Origin of the sequence: Carboxydocella sporoproducens DSM 16521 (assembly GCF_900167165.1) — a bacterium.
Taxonomy (GTDB): Bacteria; Bacillota.
Map to the genome: position 1 here is coordinate 130,268 of NZ_FUXM01000002.1, position 18,801 is coordinate 149,068.

At 41.5% G+C, this 18,801-nt stretch carries 17 protein-coding genes; 16 read left to right on the plus strand and 1 reads right to left on the minus strand.

Translation table 11 applies throughout. The annotated features are described in order from the left end of the window. The first annotated feature begins 61 nt into the window (after window positions 1–61). The 16 genes from B5D20_RS01575 (at window position 62) to B5D20_RS01650 (ending at window position 18,098) form a co-directional block, all read left to right on the plus strand. A complete protein-coding gene (locus B5D20_RS01575) occupies window positions 62–382 on the plus strand; it encodes a hypothetical protein (protein WP_078664474.1) in 321 nt (106 codons plus the stop codon). Next, window positions 382–1,956: a sodium/solute symporter gene (locus tag B5D20_RS01580; RefSeq protein WP_078664475.1), complete on the plus strand. Its 1,575-nt coding sequence runs from the start codon at window positions 382–384 to the stop codon at window positions 1,954–1,956. Before B5D20_RS01575 ends, B5D20_RS01580 begins: the two co-directional genes overlap by 1 nt. Before the next feature lie 91 nt (window positions 1,957–2,047). Then, a complete protein-coding gene (gene ptsP, locus B5D20_RS01585; RefSeq protein ID WP_078664476.1) occupies window positions 2,048–3,775 on the plus strand; it encodes a phosphoenolpyruvate--protein phosphotransferase in 1,728 nt (575 codons plus the stop codon). 63 nt (window positions 3,776–3,838) lie between these two features. After that, entirely contained in the window at window positions 3,839–5,170 is a 1,332-nt protein-coding gene (gene miaB, locus B5D20_RS01590; protein ID WP_078664477.1) for a tRNA (N6-isopentenyl adenosine(37)-C2)-methylthiotransferase MiaB, read from the plus strand. 26 nt (window positions 5,171–5,196) lie between these two features. Further along, window positions 5,197–5,577: a YlbF/YmcA family competence regulator gene (locus tag B5D20_RS01595; RefSeq protein WP_078664478.1), complete on the plus strand. Its 381-nt coding sequence runs from the start codon at window positions 5,197–5,199 to the stop codon at window positions 5,575–5,577. 155 nt (window positions 5,578–5,732) lie between these two features. Beyond that, window positions 5,733–6,071: a hypothetical protein gene (locus B5D20_RS01600; protein WP_078664479.1), complete on the plus strand. Its 339-nt coding sequence runs from the start codon at window positions 5,733–5,735 to the stop codon at window positions 6,069–6,071. 64 nt (window positions 6,072–6,135) lie between these two features. Then, window positions 6,136–8,742: a DNA mismatch repair protein MutS gene (gene mutS, locus B5D20_RS01605; protein WP_078664480.1), complete on the plus strand. Its 2,607-nt coding sequence runs from the start codon at window positions 6,136–6,138 to the stop codon at window positions 8,740–8,742. A gap of 13 nt (window positions 8,743–8,755) precedes the next feature. After that, window positions 8,756–10,495: a DNA mismatch repair endonuclease MutL gene (gene mutL, locus B5D20_RS01610; protein WP_078664481.1), complete on the plus strand. Its 1,740-nt coding sequence runs from the start codon at window positions 8,756–8,758 to the stop codon at window positions 10,493–10,495. A 10-nt stretch (window positions 10,496–10,505) separates the two neighbouring features. Continuing rightward, complete coding sequence (locus B5D20_RS01615; protein ID WP_079906915.1) at window positions 10,506–11,273, plus strand: class I SAM-dependent methyltransferase; 768 nt, start codon at window positions 10,506–10,508, stop codon at window positions 11,271–11,273. Window positions 11,274–11,275: 2 nt separating this feature from the next. Then, a complete protein-coding gene (gene miaA, locus B5D20_RS01620; protein WP_078664483.1) occupies window positions 11,276–12,217 on the plus strand; it encodes a tRNA (adenosine(37)-N6)-dimethylallyltransferase MiaA in 942 nt (313 codons plus the stop codon). 60 nt (window positions 12,218–12,277) lie between these two features. Continuing rightward, window positions 12,278–12,538: an RNA chaperone Hfq gene (hfq, locus tag B5D20_RS01625; protein WP_078664484.1), complete on the plus strand. Its 261-nt coding sequence runs from the start codon at window positions 12,278–12,280 to the stop codon at window positions 12,536–12,538. Between the two features lie 103 nt (window positions 12,539–12,641). Then, complete coding sequence (locus B5D20_RS01630; RefSeq protein ID WP_078664485.1) at window positions 12,642–13,565, plus strand: AAA family ATPase; 924 nt, start codon at window positions 12,642–12,644, stop codon at window positions 13,563–13,565. A 61-nt stretch (window positions 13,566–13,626) separates the two neighbouring features. Beyond that, entirely contained in the window at window positions 13,627–15,333 is a 1,707-nt protein-coding gene (hflX, locus tag B5D20_RS01635) for a GTPase HflX (protein WP_078664486.1), read from the plus strand. A 21-nt stretch (window positions 15,334–15,354) separates the two neighbouring features. Further along, on the plus strand, window positions 15,355–16,593 hold the full coding sequence (locus B5D20_RS01640) for a methionine gamma-lyase family protein (protein ID WP_078664487.1): 1,239 nt from the start codon (window positions 15,355–15,357) through the stop codon (window positions 16,591–16,593). 68 nt (window positions 16,594–16,661) lie between these two features. Then, window positions 16,662–17,615, plus strand: coding sequence for a GGDEF domain-containing response regulator (locus tag B5D20_RS01645; RefSeq protein WP_242946671.1), 954 nt, complete (start codon window positions 16,662–16,664; stop codon window positions 17,613–17,615). Between the two features lie 12 nt (window positions 17,616–17,627). After that, complete coding sequence (locus B5D20_RS01650; protein ID WP_078664488.1) at window positions 17,628–18,098, plus strand: DUF456 domain-containing protein; 471 nt, start codon at window positions 17,628–17,630, stop codon at window positions 18,096–18,098. Between the two features lie 31 nt (window positions 18,099–18,129). Here B5D20_RS01650 and lexA read toward each other — a convergent pair whose 3' ends face one another. Continuing rightward, window positions 18,130–18,747 (minus strand): transcriptional repressor LexA, encoded by a 618-nt coding sequence (lexA, locus tag B5D20_RS01655; protein ID WP_078664489.1) that lies wholly within the window; start codon window positions 18,745–18,747, stop codon window positions 18,130–18,132. Window positions 18,748–18,801: the final 54 nt, after the last annotated feature.

The following is an 18,801-nucleotide window of genomic DNA, read 5'->3' on the forward strand; positions in this document are numbered from 1 at the left end:
TGGGCTGGAAAGGAGGGTAGCTGTTTAGCCCGTTAAAGATCAAAAGATGGAGGTGTTAAACGTGAGTAATAAAGTAAATGTAAACAACTTGCCTCCTTTAGACGTTGAAGTTAAGAATGTAATGAAATCAGAATTCAATTTGGCTTTTTGGCTATCAGTAATTTATTTTATCTTTCTCTTCGCCGTTCCTGTACTAAACTGGACCGCACCGGCACTAATGAAAACCAGAATCTGGGGAGGCATGTCATTAACCTGGTTTTTAACATCAATTTTTGCTATGATTCTGGCTTTCCTGATCGCAGCAGTTCATGTTTATTTCTACCAGAATAAGTTCGGTGCCGATATTGAGGAAACCCAGACAAGAAGGGAGGTATTTCATTAATGAATTGGTTAACTGATCCCAAATATTTATTTACAATTATTCTATTGGGTACCATTGTCTGGATTACTAACGCAACCCGTAAATATGCTACCACCACCGTTGACTACTGGGTCGCTGGTCGGAGTTTTGGCTGGCTGGTTAATGGTTCAGCTATTGCTGGGGATTATCTCAGTGCTGCTACTTTTTTAGGATTGGCAGGTCTGACTTTTTCACTAGGTTATGACGGACTTTTTTATACTTTTTGTTTCTCAATCGGTTTAACATTATTGGCTATGTTTATCGCAGGCCCCTTGCGTAGATTCGGCGCCTTTACCGTTCCCGATTTCCTTGGCCAGCGTTTTCATAGTAAAACAGCCCGTCTGGTTGCAGTTATAGTAGTGTTAGCCATTTCCGGTTTTTATGCTGCCCCACAACTACTGGGTGCTGCCCAGATTTTAAAACTGTTTTTCGGGACCAGTTATGCCTTCGGGATTGTCTTTACCACAACAGTAATGGTGTTCTATGTTGGGGTCGGAGGTATGAAAGGCACTACTATTAACCAGGCCCTGGAAATCTGGATCCGTTTCGGTGCTTTCCTGGTATTATTCGCTATGGCTATTTACATGGGAATGAATTACGGCAAAATCCTGGATTTTATCACTCAATTCAACGGAACATTACCGGGAACTGGTCAGTATGCTCCCGATGGTAAGGATCTGGTCTTTAATGGAGCCAAGTGGGAATATACTGGTACCATGTTCAAGGATTTAACAGGTACTATCTCCATGCTAATCGGTTTAGCTTTTGGAACCATGGGATTACCCCATATCCTTTTGCGTTTCTACACCAATCCCTCTGCCAAAGATGCTCGCTATTCCGCACTTTTCGCTATCGCAATCGCTTCTGCCTTCTTCGGTCTTGCCTTATATCTCGGCACCGTTGGCCGCTATGTTTTCCTCGATGGTGTAACTAAAGGAACCTTAAATCCAGAAACCATGAAAGCCATGATTCAAGGTGGAAACAATATGATTATCCCTGCACTTTCTGAATCCCTGGGCGGTCAATGGCTATTAGGATTTGTTATTGCCGGCGCCTTTGCTGCTATTTTCTCCAACCTTTCCGGTATCTTTATTGCCAGTTCCGGTGCCCTTGGCCATGATCTCTATACCAATTTCATTAACCCCAATGCTACTGAGAGACAGAAAGTTCTAGCCGGAAAATGGGCAGCAGTAATATGCGGTATCTTCTACGGCATCCTTGGGTTAATGGTGGAAAAAGCCTCTATCGGTCATCTGGTGGGATTGGCCTTTAATGTGGCAGCCAGTACTTTTGCTCCTATTTTCGTTCTTGGTATCTGGTGGCGTGGAATGACAGAAAAAGGTGCCATTGCTGGTCTGCTGGTAGGTTTAATATCCTCCCTGTGGATGATTTTCCTGCCCGAAACCTTACCGACCTGGCTACAGTTCAAGATTCCTGGTCTTGTTACTGTTCCTCTGGGATTCCTCTCCGTCTGGCTGGTTAGCCTCTGGGATGGTCAGGTGCCGGCTGATGTTAACGAATTTATGAAAAAGGTACACGCAAAAGAAGTATATTAGAAGAAAAATCACGGTGGGGCTTAGAGCCCCCTTTTTTCTTCCCCGGGAGAAGAGTATAATTGAAGTAAACGTGGGTAAGGGGATGGACATTATGTGGAAAGGTATTGGCGCTTCACCAGGTATTGCTATAGGTCAGGTCCAGTGGCTAATTGCCTGGGAAGTAGGAGTAAATAAAGAGAAAATCAGCAGCCAGCAAGTAAATGAGCATTTAGAGCGTTTTGAGCACGCCCTGCTGCAGGCTGAATCGGAACTCAACCAGTTGCGGGAAAAGACAGCCCGGGAATTGGGGTACCAGGAGGCCAGAATATTTGATGCCCATTTGTTTTTATTAAAGGATCCACTCCTCATTGATGCCATAAAAGAAAACATTACCGTTAAACTATTGCCTGTTTCTGCGGCTATCATCGATGCCGTAGAAGTTTTTGCCTCTTTTTTTGCTACCAATCCCGATCCTTACTTACAGGAACGGGCTTCGGATATTCGTGATGTGGGTAAAAGGTTAGTCCGGATTGTCACCGGCCAGCCTGAAACCCGTCTGGAATTAGTTGAACCCAAAATCGTTTTTGCCCATGATTTAACCCCCTCTGATACAGCCCAGTTGAACAAAGCAAATGTACTGGCTTTTGTCACTGAAGTAGGGGGTAAAACTTCTCATTCCGCCATTATGGCCCGGGCCCTGGAGATACCTGCTGTCGTCGGCGTTGGTAACGACCTTAGAAAAATAGCTAATGGTACCACTGTAATCGTGGATGGTTTCAAAGGATTGATTATTTGTAACCCTTCAGCCCGTATTCAGGAATACTATAAAAAACGGCAACGACTATATGAACAGCAATTAAGGGAGCTGGACAGATTACGGGATTTACCGGCAGAAACTCTGGATGGACATGCTATCCATTTAGTCGCCAATATTGGTACACCCAGAGATACTGAAAGTGCCAAACGTTACGGTGCCAGTGGTATTGGTCTATTTCGTACTGAATTCCTTTATATGGACAGGGATGATATGCCTGGAGAGGAAGAGCAATTTCGGGCCTATGTGGAAGTAGTTAAAGCCTTTAATAATCAACCGGTCACCATCCGTACCCTGGATATCGGTGGGGACAAGTATTTGCCCTACTTGAAACTGCCGGCAGAAGCCAATCCATTTCTGGGCTGGCGGGCCCTTCGCTTGTGTCTGGATACCCCGGAACTGTTTTTACCCCAGCTCAGGGCCATATGGCGCGCCAGCGCTTTTGGTAAAGTCCGGGTGATGTTCCCGATGGTGAGCAGTATTGATGAGCTTAGAGCTGCCAAGCAGTTTTTAGTCCAGGCCCGCGAACAAACCATTGCCGCCGGCCACCCTATTGGTGAGATTGAAGTAGGAATCATGGTAGAGACTCCTGCTGCCGCTATCCTTACGGATATCCTGGCCCCGGAAGTGGATTTTTTCAGTATAGGTACCAATGACTTAACCCAGTACACTATTGCCGTTGACCGCACCAATGCCCAGGTATCCCATTTGTATGAAAGCTTAAACCCAGCAGTGCTGCGCTTGATTAAAACTGTCGTAGACTTGGCTCACCATCACCACAAATGGGTAGCAGTTTGCGGCGAATTAGGTGGTGACCTGTTAGCTGCCCCGATATTGCTTGGGCTTGGTGTGGATGAACTCTCCATGAACCCGGCTAGTCTATTGAAAATAAAAGGCCTATTAAGACAGCTAACCTTTACTCATTGCCAGCGCCTGGCCAACAAGGCATTAGCCTGTTCTACTGCTGATGAAATTACCAATCTGGCCAAAAAAGAACTGCGTGCCATCAAAACCATGTTTCGTTAATTTGTAATCTACACCATAATAGTCTATAATGATTTAGATAGTATTAGTGGAGGAGTGACAGTAATGGATTTGCCCCTGCGCACATATCTTATAGAAACCTATGGCTGTCAAATGAATGAACGCGACACCGAAACCATGGCTGGCATTTTGGAAAGCCTTGGATATGTGCCGGTTGAAAAAGAAGAAGACGCAAGCATTATTTTACTCAATACTTGTTCAGTACGCGAATCAGCGGAAAACAAGATCTGGGCCAAAATGGGGGAGCTAAAAAAAATTAAACAGAAAAATCCCGATGTAATCCTGGGAATTTGCGGCTGCATGCCACAACAGGAAGTTACTATCCAGAAAATTAAACAAAGTTATCCCCACATGGACCTGGTCTTCGGCACCCACAATCTCCATCAATTACCGGAATTGCTGGCCAAAGCGCAAGCAGCCCGGAAAATGGTGGTGGAAGTATTGCATAATAACCCTGGTGTAATCATCGAAAACCTGCCATCCAGACGTGCTGACAATCTTAAAGCTTTTGTTACTATCATGTATGGTTGTAATAATTTTTGCACTTACTGCATCGTACCATATACCAGGGGTCGGGAAAGAAGCCGTATGCCCGAAGATATTATACGCGAAGTGGAAGATCTGGCTGCCAAAGGCTATAAGGAAATCACCTTACTGGGTCAGAACGTCAATAGCTATGGTAAAGACCTGGAGGTTGAAATTGATTTTGCCGGTTTGCTTCAGCAATTAAACAGAGTAAATGGGATTGAGCGCATTCGTTTCACCACCTCTCATCCCAAAGATTTAAGCGATCGACTAATTGAAGCCATTGCATCTCTGGAAAAAGTATGTGAACATATCCATTTACCCGTCCAATCCGGTTCAACTGCCATATTGAAGAAAATGAACCGCCGTTATAGCAAGGAAGACTATTTGCGTTTAGTCGAAAAACTGAAAAATGCTGTACCTGATATAGCAATTACTACCGATATCATAGTTGGCTTTCCCGGTGAAACAGAAGCCGATTTCGCTGAAACCATGGATTTAGTGGAAAAGGTGAGATTCAGTGCAGCCTATACTTTTATCTACAACAAGCGCTCTGGAACTCCGGCAGCAGAATATAATGATCAGGTACCTGAAGATGTAAAAAGTCAGCGTATCCAGCACTTAATTGACCGTCAGAACCAGATTACTCTGGAAGAAAATCTTAAGGATATCGGCAAAACCTTAGAAGTTCTGGTAGAAGGCCCCAGTAAAACCAATCCAGAATTCTTCTCAGGTAGAACCAGAACCAATAAAATCGTGGTATTTCGCGGAAATAGTGATCTCATTGGCAGATTGATTCCCGTTCGCATTGCCAATGCTAAAACCTGGCATCTTGAAGGGGAAATCATCTAAAATAAAGTATTTGGAGGTGGACACTAATGTCCAAAGTAATTGAAAAGGCAAGAGAGCTGGCTTTTGCTCTTAGTGAATGTCCAGAGTTAAAAGAAGTAAGAGAAGCCGAAATCGCCATGAATAAAGACCCTGAGGCTCTGGAAATAATCGCCGAATTCCAGGAAAAACAACAGGAATTTCAGGAAGCCTTTTTTGCCGGCAGAGAGCTCACACCTGAACAAGAACTGGTCAGAGCAGCCATCGAAAGCAAAATGGAAAACAATCCTTCCATTCGCAGGTATTTAGAAGCCCAGCACCAGCTGGAAAAACTCCTGCAAACCGTTAATACAGTCATAGGTCAGGCCCTCAGTGGTGACAGCGCTTGCGGCAGCGGTGGCTGTGCCTCCTGTGGCAGCACCTGTGGTTAATAACCAAATCCCCTTCAAGTTCAACACTTGAAGGGGATTATTCTGCTTTTGGAGCTTAATGACTTTCATTGCCATTGTTTGTGAAATATATTTTTAATGGAGACATCCGGCCTGTCAGGCGTTTTTCGGGGTTAGCCTGATTGGGGGGAAATTTTATGCAACAAAACAACCACTCTTATGATTTAAATGATTTGACTTTTTGTTTTACTTTTATCTTGATTGCTTTTTCAGCTTTTTTTCCTATTCTTTTGTTCTATTTTGTGGTGAACAAATTTCAAGCCATTACCATTACTAATATTTCAACTGAAACTATTTTTTTAATCTCGTATTTAATATTTGTTTTCACTTTATCTATCTTACACTTAGAGGGTATTAAACTAAACCGTAAAGTTTTTAACTGGAAAAATGCCTTATATTTTTCCAGCCTCTATTTCTACACATTTTTATTGATTAAAGCCGTTATAGTCTGTACTACAAAAATAATCATGTTATAATTTATTTAGTATACCGAGATTAAACCAGGGAGCGTGTAATGGCTTGAATAACAACTTAACCCCGATGATGAAACAATACCTGGAGATGAAAGATAAACACAAAGACTGTTTGTTGTTTTTTAGATTAGGAGATTTTTACGAACTCTTTTTTGAAGATGCTGAAATTGCTGCCAGGGAATTAGAAATTACCTTAACCGGTCGGGATGGCGGATTGGAAGAGCGGGTGCCAATGTGCGGTGTGCCCTATCATTCCGCTGATTCCTATATAGCCCGGCTGATTAACAAAGGTTACAAAGTTGCCATCTGTGAGCAAGTAGAAGATCCTAAACAGGCCAAGGGGATAGTAAGAAGAGAAGTAATTAGAATAATCACTCCGGGGACAATTATTGATACAACTGTATTAGATGAGAAAAGCAATAACTTTATCATGGCTTTACATTACGAAGATAATTTAATCGGCCTGGCTGCCAGTGATGTCTCCACCGGCCTCTTCCAGGTAACCCAGTTTAAGTGTGATCCTCACAAACAAAAATTGATAGATGAACTAGCCAGATTGAATCCAGCCGAAATTTTAATCTCAGAGTCTCTGGCTAATTTTATCGGTAACCCCCACCCAAACTGGTTCGATAATCAGGGTAAGAGGATTGTGACCGAATATCACTCCTGGGCTTTTGCCTGGGACTTTACCAATAGGACTTTAACCAAGCACTTTCATGTCAATGATTTGAAAAGTTTGGGACTTGACCACTGGAATTCAGCCGCCAAAGCTGCTGCTGCATTGCTGGATTACCTTCTGGCAACGCAAAAAAATTGCTTGTCCCATATTAACAAACTTGAATTATATAATATTGACAAAATAATGTATTTAGATGCAATAACCCGGAGGCATCTAGAACTAACACAAAATTTAAGGGATGGTAGCAGGGAACATACCTTGCTTTCAGTTCTGGATAATACCGTTACAGCCCTTGGCGGCAGAACCTTAAAGCAGTGGATTGAAAACCCACTTCTTAATTTGCAGGAAATAAATAATCGACTTACTGCCATTGAACAAATGGTATTTGATAGTCGCTGGAGACTTAAAATTAAACAGCTTTTAGCGAATGTCTATGATCTGGAAAGATTGGCGGGAAAGATAGTATATAAAACTGTAAACCCCAGAGACCTGGTAGCCTTAGGTTCAACCTTAAAAGTGCTGCCAGAAATAAAGAAACTTCTGGAGGAGAAAAAAGCTGGTCAGCTTCGATACATTTTTGATAATTTGTGCTTGCATGAAAGCATTGCCGCTTTAATCGAGGCAGCTATCATGCCTGAGCCACCCATTTCCAGTAAGGATGGCAATATAATTAAACCTGGCTTTAATGCGGAACTGGACAAGTTACGGACTGCAGCTACTGAAGGCAAGACCTGGCTGGCTCGTTTGGAAGCGGAGGAAAAAGAAAAAACAGGAATAAAGAGTTTAAAGATTGGTTATAACAAGGTTTTCGGTTATTATCTTGAAGTTACCAAAGCCAACTTGCATCTGGTCCCATCCCATTTCATTCGCAAACAAACTCTTTCAACAGGAGAAAGATATGTTACAGAAAGATTGAAAGAGTTAGAGGAAATTATACTGGGAGCGGAAGAGCAGGGGATTGAACTGGAATACCAGATCTTCTGCCAAATCCGCGAGACCATTGCTCAGGAAATCCCCCAGCTGCAAAAAACAGCAAAGCTCCTGGGGGAACTGGATGCTCTACTCAGTTTGGCAGTAGCAGCAGTACAAAATAATTATGTGAAGCCAGTACTCAATTTAAGTAATATAATCGACATCAAGAAAGGCCGACATCCTGTAGTAGAAAAAAGTCTCAACGGCCAATGGTTTATCCCCAATGATACTTATTTAGACAATCAGCAAAATCGCTTGTTAATCATTACCGGGCCCAATATGGGCGGCAAATCCACCTATATGCGCCAGGTAGCACTGATTGTACTCATGGCCCAGATAGGCTCCTTTGTCCCGGCAGAACAGGCTGAAATCGGACTGGTAGATCGGATTTTTACCAGAGTAGGGGCATCTGACGATTTGGCCCGGGGTCAGTCTACATTTATGGTAGAAATGCAAGAAGTGGCTAATATCCTGCATAATGCCACTGCAAAAAGCCTTATTATCATGGACGAAATTGGTCGGGGCACCAGCACTTTTGATGGTTTGTCCATTGCCTGGGCTGTTGCCGAGTACTTGAATGATCCTCAAAAAATTGGCGCCAAAACCCTTTTTGCAACCCACTATCATGAGCTGACCAAACTGGCTGAAAGGCATCCGGAAATAAAGAATTATTGTGTTGCCGTTAAGGAAGAGGGGGAAGACATAGTATTTTTGCGCCAGATTGTCCCAGGCAGCAGTGACCGCAGTTATGGTATTCATGTAGCCAAACTGGCTGGTCTACCGGCCGAAACAATCCTGCGTGCCAAAGAGATTCTGGAGCAGCTGGAAAATGAGCGGAAAGATATTAGCATCAGGCAGGAAATACCCTATTCAACCCCCGTACAGCAGCTGACCTTATTTAATGATTCCAATCCTATTCTGGATGAATTGTTAAATTTAAATCTTATTACTACAACCCCCCTGGATGCATTGAATATCCTGTTTAACTTGCAGAAAAAGGCCCAGGAATATCTCAAACGATGAGGAGGAGGTCTGATTGTCTAACAGGATAAAAATCTTAGACCCGATAACCGCCAACCAAATCGCCGCCGGAGAGGTGGTAGAAAGACCTGCCTCAGTAATCAAAGAACTGGTAGAGAACTCCATTGATGCCAGGGCCAGCAAAATAGAAATTGAAGTAGGCGAATCGGTATTATCCTATCTTCGTGTCTTTGATAATGGAATGGGGATTAGCAAAGAAGACCTTCCTCTGGCTTTTCAAAGACATGCTACAAGTAAAATAACGTCCATCAATGATCTAAATCAGCTTTTAACCCTGGGTTTTCGGGGTGAAGCCTTGCCCAGTATTGCTTCCGTATCAGAACTGGAAATCTCCAGCCGGACTGCTGATTCCATCAATGGCTGGAAATTCAGATTTTCCGGGGGCCATCTGGTAGCTGAAGAGGCGGTAGGCATGCCTGTTGGCACTGATATCATTGTACGCAACCTGTTTTTTAACACCCCCGCACGCAAAAAACATGTCAAATCAGAGTCAACCGAACTGGGTCATATTAAAGATATTCTCTTAAGATTCGCCCTGGCCTATCCGGAAATCGCTTTCAAATTTACTGCTGCCAGTAGCCGTCAGTGGCAAACCGATGGAAAGGGAGATTATTTTTATCCCCTGGTTTTGAATTTTGGTGAGGAAATCGCCAGCAAAATGCTTGAAGTCAAAGGCGAAAGTGCTGATGCCAGTATAAAAATCCATGGTTTTCTGGCTCCGCCAGCTTTTAGCCGGACAACCCGGCTGCAACAAATTATTTTTGTAAATCGCCGCCTGGTTCGCTCTCGCTTAATTTCCAGTATTGTGGAAAAAACTTTAAATACCCTGTTAGCCATAAACCGCTATCCAATATTTTGCCTGTTCATTGAAATTAAGCCTGAAATAATTGATGTAAATGTTCATCCAACTAAAATGGAAATCCGTTTTAGTGAAGAAGATCTAATAACTAAAGTAATCGAAAGTGCTGTCAAAGAGCAGTTTTTCCCACAGCAATCAGCCAAAACTATCATAAATAGTATGACTTTGGCAGATAAGAAAATCAGCAAGGAGCTTCCACAAGCACGTCCCTTGTTTGTAGAGCTATTTAGTCAACCTGCCAAACCAGATATTACACCACAAATTCAGGAAATAAAAGAATCCGCTCCTGATTATCCGCTTTCGCTCCCAGGCTGGCGGGTAATCGGGCAGATTTTTGACTCCTTTATTCTGTTGGAGGATAATCAGTGTTTCTCCCTGGTTGATCAGCATGCTGCCCATGAGCGAATACTCTATGAAAAATTGCTTAATGAAAAGGATTTCCGCACAGCAGTGCAACCCCTGTTATATCCTGAAACCATTACTTTGAACCCATTGCTTTTTCAAACCCTAATCGATAAAATCTTTCTCTTTCAGGACTTTGGTTATTTAGTTGAACATTTTGGGCAAAATACTATATTATTGAGAGCAGTTCCCCTGGGATTGGATAATGCTACTGCTACTGAACTATTCCATGATTTACTTGAACTGATGGTTGACAAACAGTATGAAAACATTCAGCGTTTACAGGAAAAATGGTTAATCTTAAGGGCCTGCAAAACAGCAATCAAAGCAAACCAGAAACTATCTCTACCAGAAATGGAAGCTCTAATAGAACAATTACATCAATGCACTTTACCAGTAACCTGCCCCCACGGGCGACCAACAAAAATTGAATGGCAACTAAAGGAGCTAGAACAGCTTTTTAAACGCACATGAGGTGAATAAATTGCAGTTTGTTGTTACCACTTCAAATAAAGCCTCGGAAGAGAGTATAAAAAAAGCCATATCCTTGGCACAGCGCTTACAGTTACCCTTTGTTCATCGTTCTAAAGTAAGGAATAATCCGGAGCAAGTATTAATTATTGTTAGTTTGGAAGATATCTTCATTAGGTATCAGAACAAAAATTTATCCTGGCATCCCAATATGGCAAAACTGAGAATATTAAATTTGATGAGAAACGGTCAGGACCCCCTGATCACGGCAGTAGACCCTCAACCAGGGGATCACATCCTGGATTGTACCATGGGCCTGGGAGCAGATAGTTTGGTTCTGGCCTATAGTGTAGGACCAACAGGAAAAATCACTGCCCTGGAATCGGAAAAGCTTGTTGCTGTTTTGGCCGAAAATGGTTTTGCGAAATTGAATGACACTATTTTAAAACCATTAACACAGCGAATTGAGATTATCAACAGTTCCTTTCACCATTTTTTAAATAGAACTCCCGGACAATCTTTTGATGTCATTTATTTTGATCCCATGTTTCAAATAACCAAAAGCAAGTCAACGGGTATTAATATACTACGATTAATTGGTAACCCGACTCCCCTTATGGCCGCCGATGTCCAGTTAGCGTTAAGCAAGTGCCGTCGGCAGGTTGTAGTTAAAGAGAACCTGAATAGTGACTTCTTTAAGAACTTCAGGCCAGACCAATTAATTAAAACCAGTTCTAATCTTGGCTTCGGTATCTATTATTCTAGTAAGCAAGAGGGATAGTGATGGATTATCAACCAGTTTTAATTATTGTAGGACCCACCGCCGTAGGTAAATCAGCAGTAGGCATTGAATTAGCCAAACTCATTGACGGGGAAATAATATCCGGAGATTCTATGCAAGTGTATAAAGACATGGATATAGGAACAGCTAAAGTACCTGTTGAACAGCGCCAGGGAATTCCCCATCATCTTCTGGATATTATCAGTCCGGAAGAGGAATTTAGTGTAGCCTTGTTTGAAACCCTGGCAGAAGCAAAGATTAAAGATATCTATGCCAGAAATAAAAAACCTATCATTGTTGGCGGTACAGGTTTATACATAAAAGCTTTAACTCATACCTATGATTTTACACCTTTCGCTGTGGACTGGCAGTGGCGCAAGAGCAAAGAAAAAGAAGCTACCTTGCGAGGGACCGAAGCACTTTGGCAGGAACTGGCAGCTATCGACCCAGTAACAGCTAACAAATTACATCCCAATGATCTCAAAAGAATAATCAGAGCTTTAGAGGTATATCATTTTACAGGAAAGCCTATCAGTTACTATCAGGAAAAATCCCGGCAAAAGGGCTTAAAAAGAAAGTATTTGATGTATGCATTAACTGCCAGCAGGGAAAAATTATATGAGCGGATAAATTTAAGAGTGGAACAAATGCTGGCAAGTGGCTGGATTGAAGAAGCCCAACATTTACTGGACAAATACAATTTAAGCAATACAGCCAGCCAGGCAATAGGCTACAAACAGATTTTCTCATATTTACGCGGAGAAATTACTTATCTGCAAATGGTGGAGGATATCAAGACAGCTACCCGCCGTTATGCCAAAAGGCAATTAACCTGGTTACGCCAGGAAGAAAATATCAACTGGCTGGATGTAACTGAACAATCAATCCATGATATCAGTAAAAAAATTGCTCAAGAGGCAGCAGGACTATGGGCAAAAATGTAGAAATATCTTTCCAGCAAAGCGTTTGCCCTTATTTATAAATTTAGATGGAGGTATAGAGAGATGACAACAACTAAATCCACTATTAATTTACAGGATGCTTTTTTAAATCAGGTCCGGAAGGAAAATATCCCGGTAACTGTTTATCTTGTTAATGGTTTTCAACTTAAGGGACTGGTAAGAGGCTTTGATAATTTTACTGTTATCTTAGAACAAGAAGGTAAACAACAAATGGTTTATAAACACGCAATTTCAACAGTAGCTCCCATTAAGCCTGTTCATTTTTCTTTTTCTGATAACCGCAATGTTAACCAAAACCAGTAAGTTAGCAAGGGGCTGGCCTGAAGGCCAAGCCTCTTTTTTCATAAGACTGGACAATCGGGCATAATTAATAAACAGTAGATGATTGAGATTGGGGGAGTAATCAATGTTAATTCAATTTAAACGTCAACAAAACCGTTTAGAGCCTCTGAATCTTACTCCTCATAAACCTCAATCAATTAATAACATCACTGAACAAACTAATAGTAGCTTCGTTGAAGAAATATTAAAAGAACTTAATGAATTGATCGGATTAGAAAAAGTTAAATATATCTTCCATGAAATCTATGCTTTTGCCAGGATTCAAAAAAAACGCCAAAAAGAAAAGCTATATAATGAACCAATGGTTTTACATATGGTATTTAAAGGTAACCCAGGCACTGGAAAAACAACGGTGGCTCGCATTGCAGGTAAACTTTTTCGCGAGCTTGGCCTTTTACAAAAAGGCCATTTGATTGAAATTGAAAGGGCTGACCTGGTCGGCGAGTATATCGGTCATACGGCTATAAAGACCAGAGAGCAAATCAAGCGCGCTCTCGGAGGTATACTGTTTATCGATGAAGCATATAGTTTGGCCCGGGGAGGAGAAAAGGATTTTGGTAAAGAAGCCATTGACACTATGGTAAAAGCCATGGAAGATCATAAAGATAATCTGGTTATAATTCTTGCTGGCTATCCAAGTGAGATGGAGTGGTTTCTGCGCACCAATCCTGGTTTGAGAAGTCGGTTTCCCATACATATATCTTTTCCGGATTACAGTATAGATGAATTAATGTTAATCGCAGAACAAATGTTAAAACAGCGCCAGTATGATTTTACTCCTCAGGCAAAAGAGCGTTTCAAGGAGCAATTAAAAAACCTCCCCCCTACAACCATTGTTAACGGTAATGCCCGGTTAGTAAGAAACTACATCGAGAAATTGATTCGCTGTCAGGCAGTTCGCCTGGTGAAGAAAGAAATTGTTACCCGGGACGATTTGATCCTGATCACTGAAGATGACATTTATTCCGCCACCGGCAACTACTTGTAAATATTTTTTTTTGCCTTTATACTGACAATGAGAATTTCATTTAGAATAAGGTGATTATTGCATGAAATTTATTTATGGTAATACAGATGGTATTCGCAAACATCTTTTAGACAAACTCTCTCAGATAAGAGGATATCAATTTGATAAACTATTACCATATGAAATGTATCAGCAACTATTATCAATATCTGAACAGCTAAACAGGGAAATTGCTATAGGTATTAATAAAAAAGGCAAAGTGGAGTTTATCAGTATAGGTAATAGCCAGCAAGTACCAGTACCTCGAAACTCTTATTTAATCATCCATACCCATCCACAAGCAACCAGTGAATTAAGTGAGCTGGATCTTTCTTTAATCCATTCCGGTCAAACCCAGGCAATCATGGCTATTGGGTCTTTTTCAGATACAATTCAAATCGCAAAAATCGATGACAGCCATGGGCTTACTGTTGAAAAATATACTTTGCAGGACTTAGCCCAGAAGAGCCTGGATATCATCGGGGTAGAAGGTTCAAGGAAAAACAAAATAGAGGATATTGACTTAACAGAAAAAGCATTATTGATAGCTTTTGATGAAGAGGGTGCCCTTGAACTGGAGGAATTATGCAAAACAGCCGGTATTCAGGTTCTGGATTGTGAAATTATAAAGCTAAGAAAGATTCATACCGGGCTCTTTGTTGGCAAAGGTAAAATCGTTGAAATAAAGAATAAGTCCCAGGTATTACAAGCAAATCTTCTGGTCTTTGATCACGAGCTCTCACCAGTTCAATTACGAAATATCGAGGAAATTACCGGGCAGAAAGTAGTAGACCGTACTACTTTGATTCTTGACATTTTTGCACAAAGGGCCCAGTCACGAGAGGGCAAACTTCAGGTTGAACTGGCACAACTTAAACATCTGTTACCTCGTCTAACCGGTCAGGGTAATAACCTTTCCCGCTTAGGCGGAGGCGTAGGTACCCGGGGCCCTGGTGAAACTAAACTGGAACAAGATAGGCGAAAAATTAAAAAGAAAATAGTATTATTAACACAGGAGCTGGCCGAAATACAAAAACACCGTCAAAATCAACACAAACAGAGGGCAACTAATAATATTCCGCACATATGCTTAACCGGTTATACCAATGCCGGAAAATCGACTTTACTTAATCTGCTAGCCAATGCCAATGTCCTGGCTGAGGACAAATTGTTTGCCACCCTTGATACAACGACGCGCCGTCTCCAACTCCCTTCGGGTAGATGGGCTGTACTAACCGACACAGTAGGTTTTATTCGCAATTTACCTCCAGGCCTGATTGCAGCTTTTCGTGCTACATTGGAAGAGCATTTGCGTTCCGATTTGATTTTACATGTAGTAGATGCCAGTAATCCATTTGCCAGACAACATATCAAGGTCGTTGAAGCTATTATTAAAGATTTAAATTTAGAAACAATTAAACAATTAATAGTTTTTAATAAAATAGACTTACTTAACGACCTGGATAGATTAAACATATTACTTCACGATCTTCCGTCAGATTATGTTTGCATTTCAGCCTTGAAAAAAACCGGTATTGATGAGTTATTAATCAAAATAGATACAATTTTAAACACAGAAAATGTTTACAAAGACACCCTTTGGTTTTTCCCTTATAACCAGGCCTCCCTTATTAGTTTAATTAGAAAGCATGGTCATATCGTTGAGGAGAAATACACAGATTCAGGTATATTAATTAAGGGCAGAGTGGAAAATAGATATAGTGCTCAACTGGAAATTTATGAGAAATAGAAAGGGAATGAGGAATTAACCATGAAGGACATCAACCGTTTACACACTCAAGCACTGGAAATGATCAAACCAATAGTGGCTGAAATAGAAAACAAAACTTTTTACCAAACGGCAAAGGTTTTGGAAGCTTTTCGACACGCTCAGGTTTACCAGCATCACTTAAACGGTACTAATGGGTATGGATATGGGGACATCGGAAGAGAAGCCCTGGAACACGTTTTTGCAACCCTCTTTGGGGCAGAAGCAGCTTTAGTACGACCACAATTTGTTTCCGGTACCCACGCTATCGCTACTGCATTATTTGCCATTTTAAGACCGGGGGATACCATCCTATTTGCTACAGGAAAACCCTACGATACCCTGGAAAAAGTAATAGGTTTTAAAAACGAGCCCGGAAGCCTTAGGGACTGGGGTATTAACTACCGCCAAATCGACCTTACCTCTGATGATAAAATTGACATATTTACCTTACAAAAACTTTTAGAAGAAGATAAGTCCATAAGAGTTGTAGCTTTTCAGCGATCCAGGGGGTATGCCTGGCGCAAATCCTTACTTCAACCAGATTTAACTGAAGCCTTTGCTCTGACAAAAAAAATTAGACCCGATGTGATTATATTTGTAGATAATTGTTACGGGGAACTGGTAGAAGGATTTGAACCAACCCAGTACGGCGCTGACCTGGTAGCTGGTTCTTTAATTAAAAATCTAGGTGGAGGTTTAGCCCCCACCGGTGGTTATATCGTAGGAAACAAGGATTTAGTAAATCTGGCAGCCGAACGTTTAACAGTTCCCGGTACCGAAGGCGAACTGGGTGCCACGGGTGATTTTTTGCGTTCCACCTTTCATGGTCTGTACCTTGCCCCCAGGATGGTTGCTGAGGCCCTGATTGGTGCAATCTATGCCGCTGCTTTATTCTCCCTGGCCGGGTTTGAAGTATCTCCTACAATAGAAGAGCCTCGCAGTGACATTATTCAGGCAATAAAACTTAACTCCGCCGAGAATATGAAAGCATTTTGCCGTGGTATACAACGTTTTTCCCCCATTGATAGTCACCTGACCCCTGAACCATGGGTAATGCCTGGCTATGATGTCCCAGTCATAATGGCGGGCGGGACCTTTATAGCCGGTTCAACTGCTGAACTCAGCGCCGATGGCCCCTTAGTTCCCCCTTACATAATCTATTTCCAGGGTGGTTTAAATCGCCATCATATTTTCCTGGCTGTTCAAAATGCTCTTGCCGAAATTATTGCCAGGAATTGATTGTATTCATATATTGAACTATGCTAAAATATTTATTGACCTTTGTATAATATAGGGGGTCTAAATTAGTGGATAAGTATGTAACCTCTAAGAGTAAAATATTAATAATTGATGATGATAAATTAATAGTAGCCATGGTGCAGGATCGCCTAACAAAAGAAGGCTTTCAGGTGACTGCTGCAATGGATAGTGTTTCTGGTCTGGCAGCGGTATATCAAGAAGCACCGGATCTGATTTTGTTAGATGTAATTCTTCCAGGCGGTAAAACAGGTGTGGAAATGTGCCGTATCCTCAGAAATGATACGCGGACAAGCCACGTTCCTATCATTATGATGACTTCCCGCAAGCAAACACAGGACGTGGTAGCTGGGTTGGAAGCTGGTGCTGATGATTATGTAACCAAACCCTTCGATCTGGATGAACTCGTAGCCAGAATAAAAACCCATTTGCGCCGGGCCAAGCAGGAAAAATCTTTTAATCCCCTAACAGGCCTGCCCGGAAATATTATGATAGAAGAAGAAATTAAACGGCGAATAAATGACAAGAGCCGGAAATTCGCGGTAATGTATTTAGATCTGGATAACTTCAAAGCTTATAATGATGTCTATGGTTTCCTTAAAGGTGATGAAGTAATCAAACTTCTAGCTCATATCTTAACCCAGTGTGTAAGAAACCTGGGTAATGTCGATGATTTTATCGGTCACATCGGGGGCGATGATTTTATCGCCATCACAACCCCTGACAAGGTAGATGAAATATGTCAGCAAATTATCACCCGTTTTGATGCTACCGTGCCTTTATTATACAATGCCGATGACCGAAAAAGAGGTTACATTGTTACAAAAGATAGACAGGGTAAAGAGTGCAAGTTTAGTCTGGTTTCCGTTTCTATTGCCGTAGTAAGCAATGAACATCGCAATATTGAAAACCACTGGCAGGTCTCCGAAATTGCTTCTGAGCTAAAAAAATACGCTAAGTCACAAGAAGGCTCTGTCTATGTAAAAGATCGCCGTACCAGATAGAGGAGGCAAATTATGGTTGATTATTACTGGGCCTATGTTTTGGTTATGATACTTGGTTTACTAGGAACATTTTTACCAGTTATTCCGGGCATACCATTGATCTTCATTGCTATTTTCATTTATGCCTGGAATACTAATTTTACTGTCATTAATATTGCCTGGCTCTTATTGTTTGCAGCTTTAACTGTCCTTAGCTGGCTAATCGAATATTTTGCCGGCATAATTGGCTCGAAACAGGCCGGCGTTTCCCGCTATGGTATGTGGGGATTGCTCATAGGAGGAATCCTGGGTTTTTTCTGGGCTCCAGTTGGTTTTTTAATAGGGCCTGTTCTGGGGTTACTAATAGGTGAGATACTAAGTGGAAAAGAACTTAAACAAATTCTCATTACTCTAAAAGGAGCCGCCCGGGGTTTTATTATTGGATTTCTGCTAAAACTGATAATTGCCTTAAGCATGATTGGAACGTTCCTCTGGCTAACATAAAAAATGTGAGTCTCAACTGGATAGTTGAGACTCACATTTTTCTATATAAACCAATGACTTTACCCAGGATAGAGACTTCATCCAAAATAATAGGCTTATACTTTTCATTCTCAGGTCTTAAAACAATTTTTTCTCCTTCAATAAAGAATCTTTTTATAGTCGCTTCTTCATCGATTAATGCCACTACGATTTCCCCGTTGTGTGCAAAAGGCTGTTGCTTTACAAAGACATAATCGTTAGGATAAATACCTGCATTGATCATGGAATCACCAATTACCCGCAACATAAATATATTTCCGCCTACCGGCAATAATCCCCGGGGAAAACGAAACCTCTCTTCAATGTTCTCTACAGCCAGAATCGGCAAACCCGCAGTAACCTTACCTAGCAAAGGAACCTCAACCATATCCTTCTCAAAATAATAATCGTTATCCGGTTCGTTAACAACAATCGCTCTAGGCAAGGCTGGATCGCGGCGAATATAACCCAGTTTTTCCAGTTGATTCAAATAATTATGAACCGTGGAGCTGGAACTGAACCCAACTGCTTTACCAATTTCCCGAACAGATGGCGGATAACCTTTTCTTTTTATCTCCTGTTTAATAAAATCCAGGACAGCTTGCTGTTTAGCATTAAGCTTATTATCCATAATGCACCTCCATCTCTCTTTTAAACTATTATACAGCAATTTGAATAGATTGCA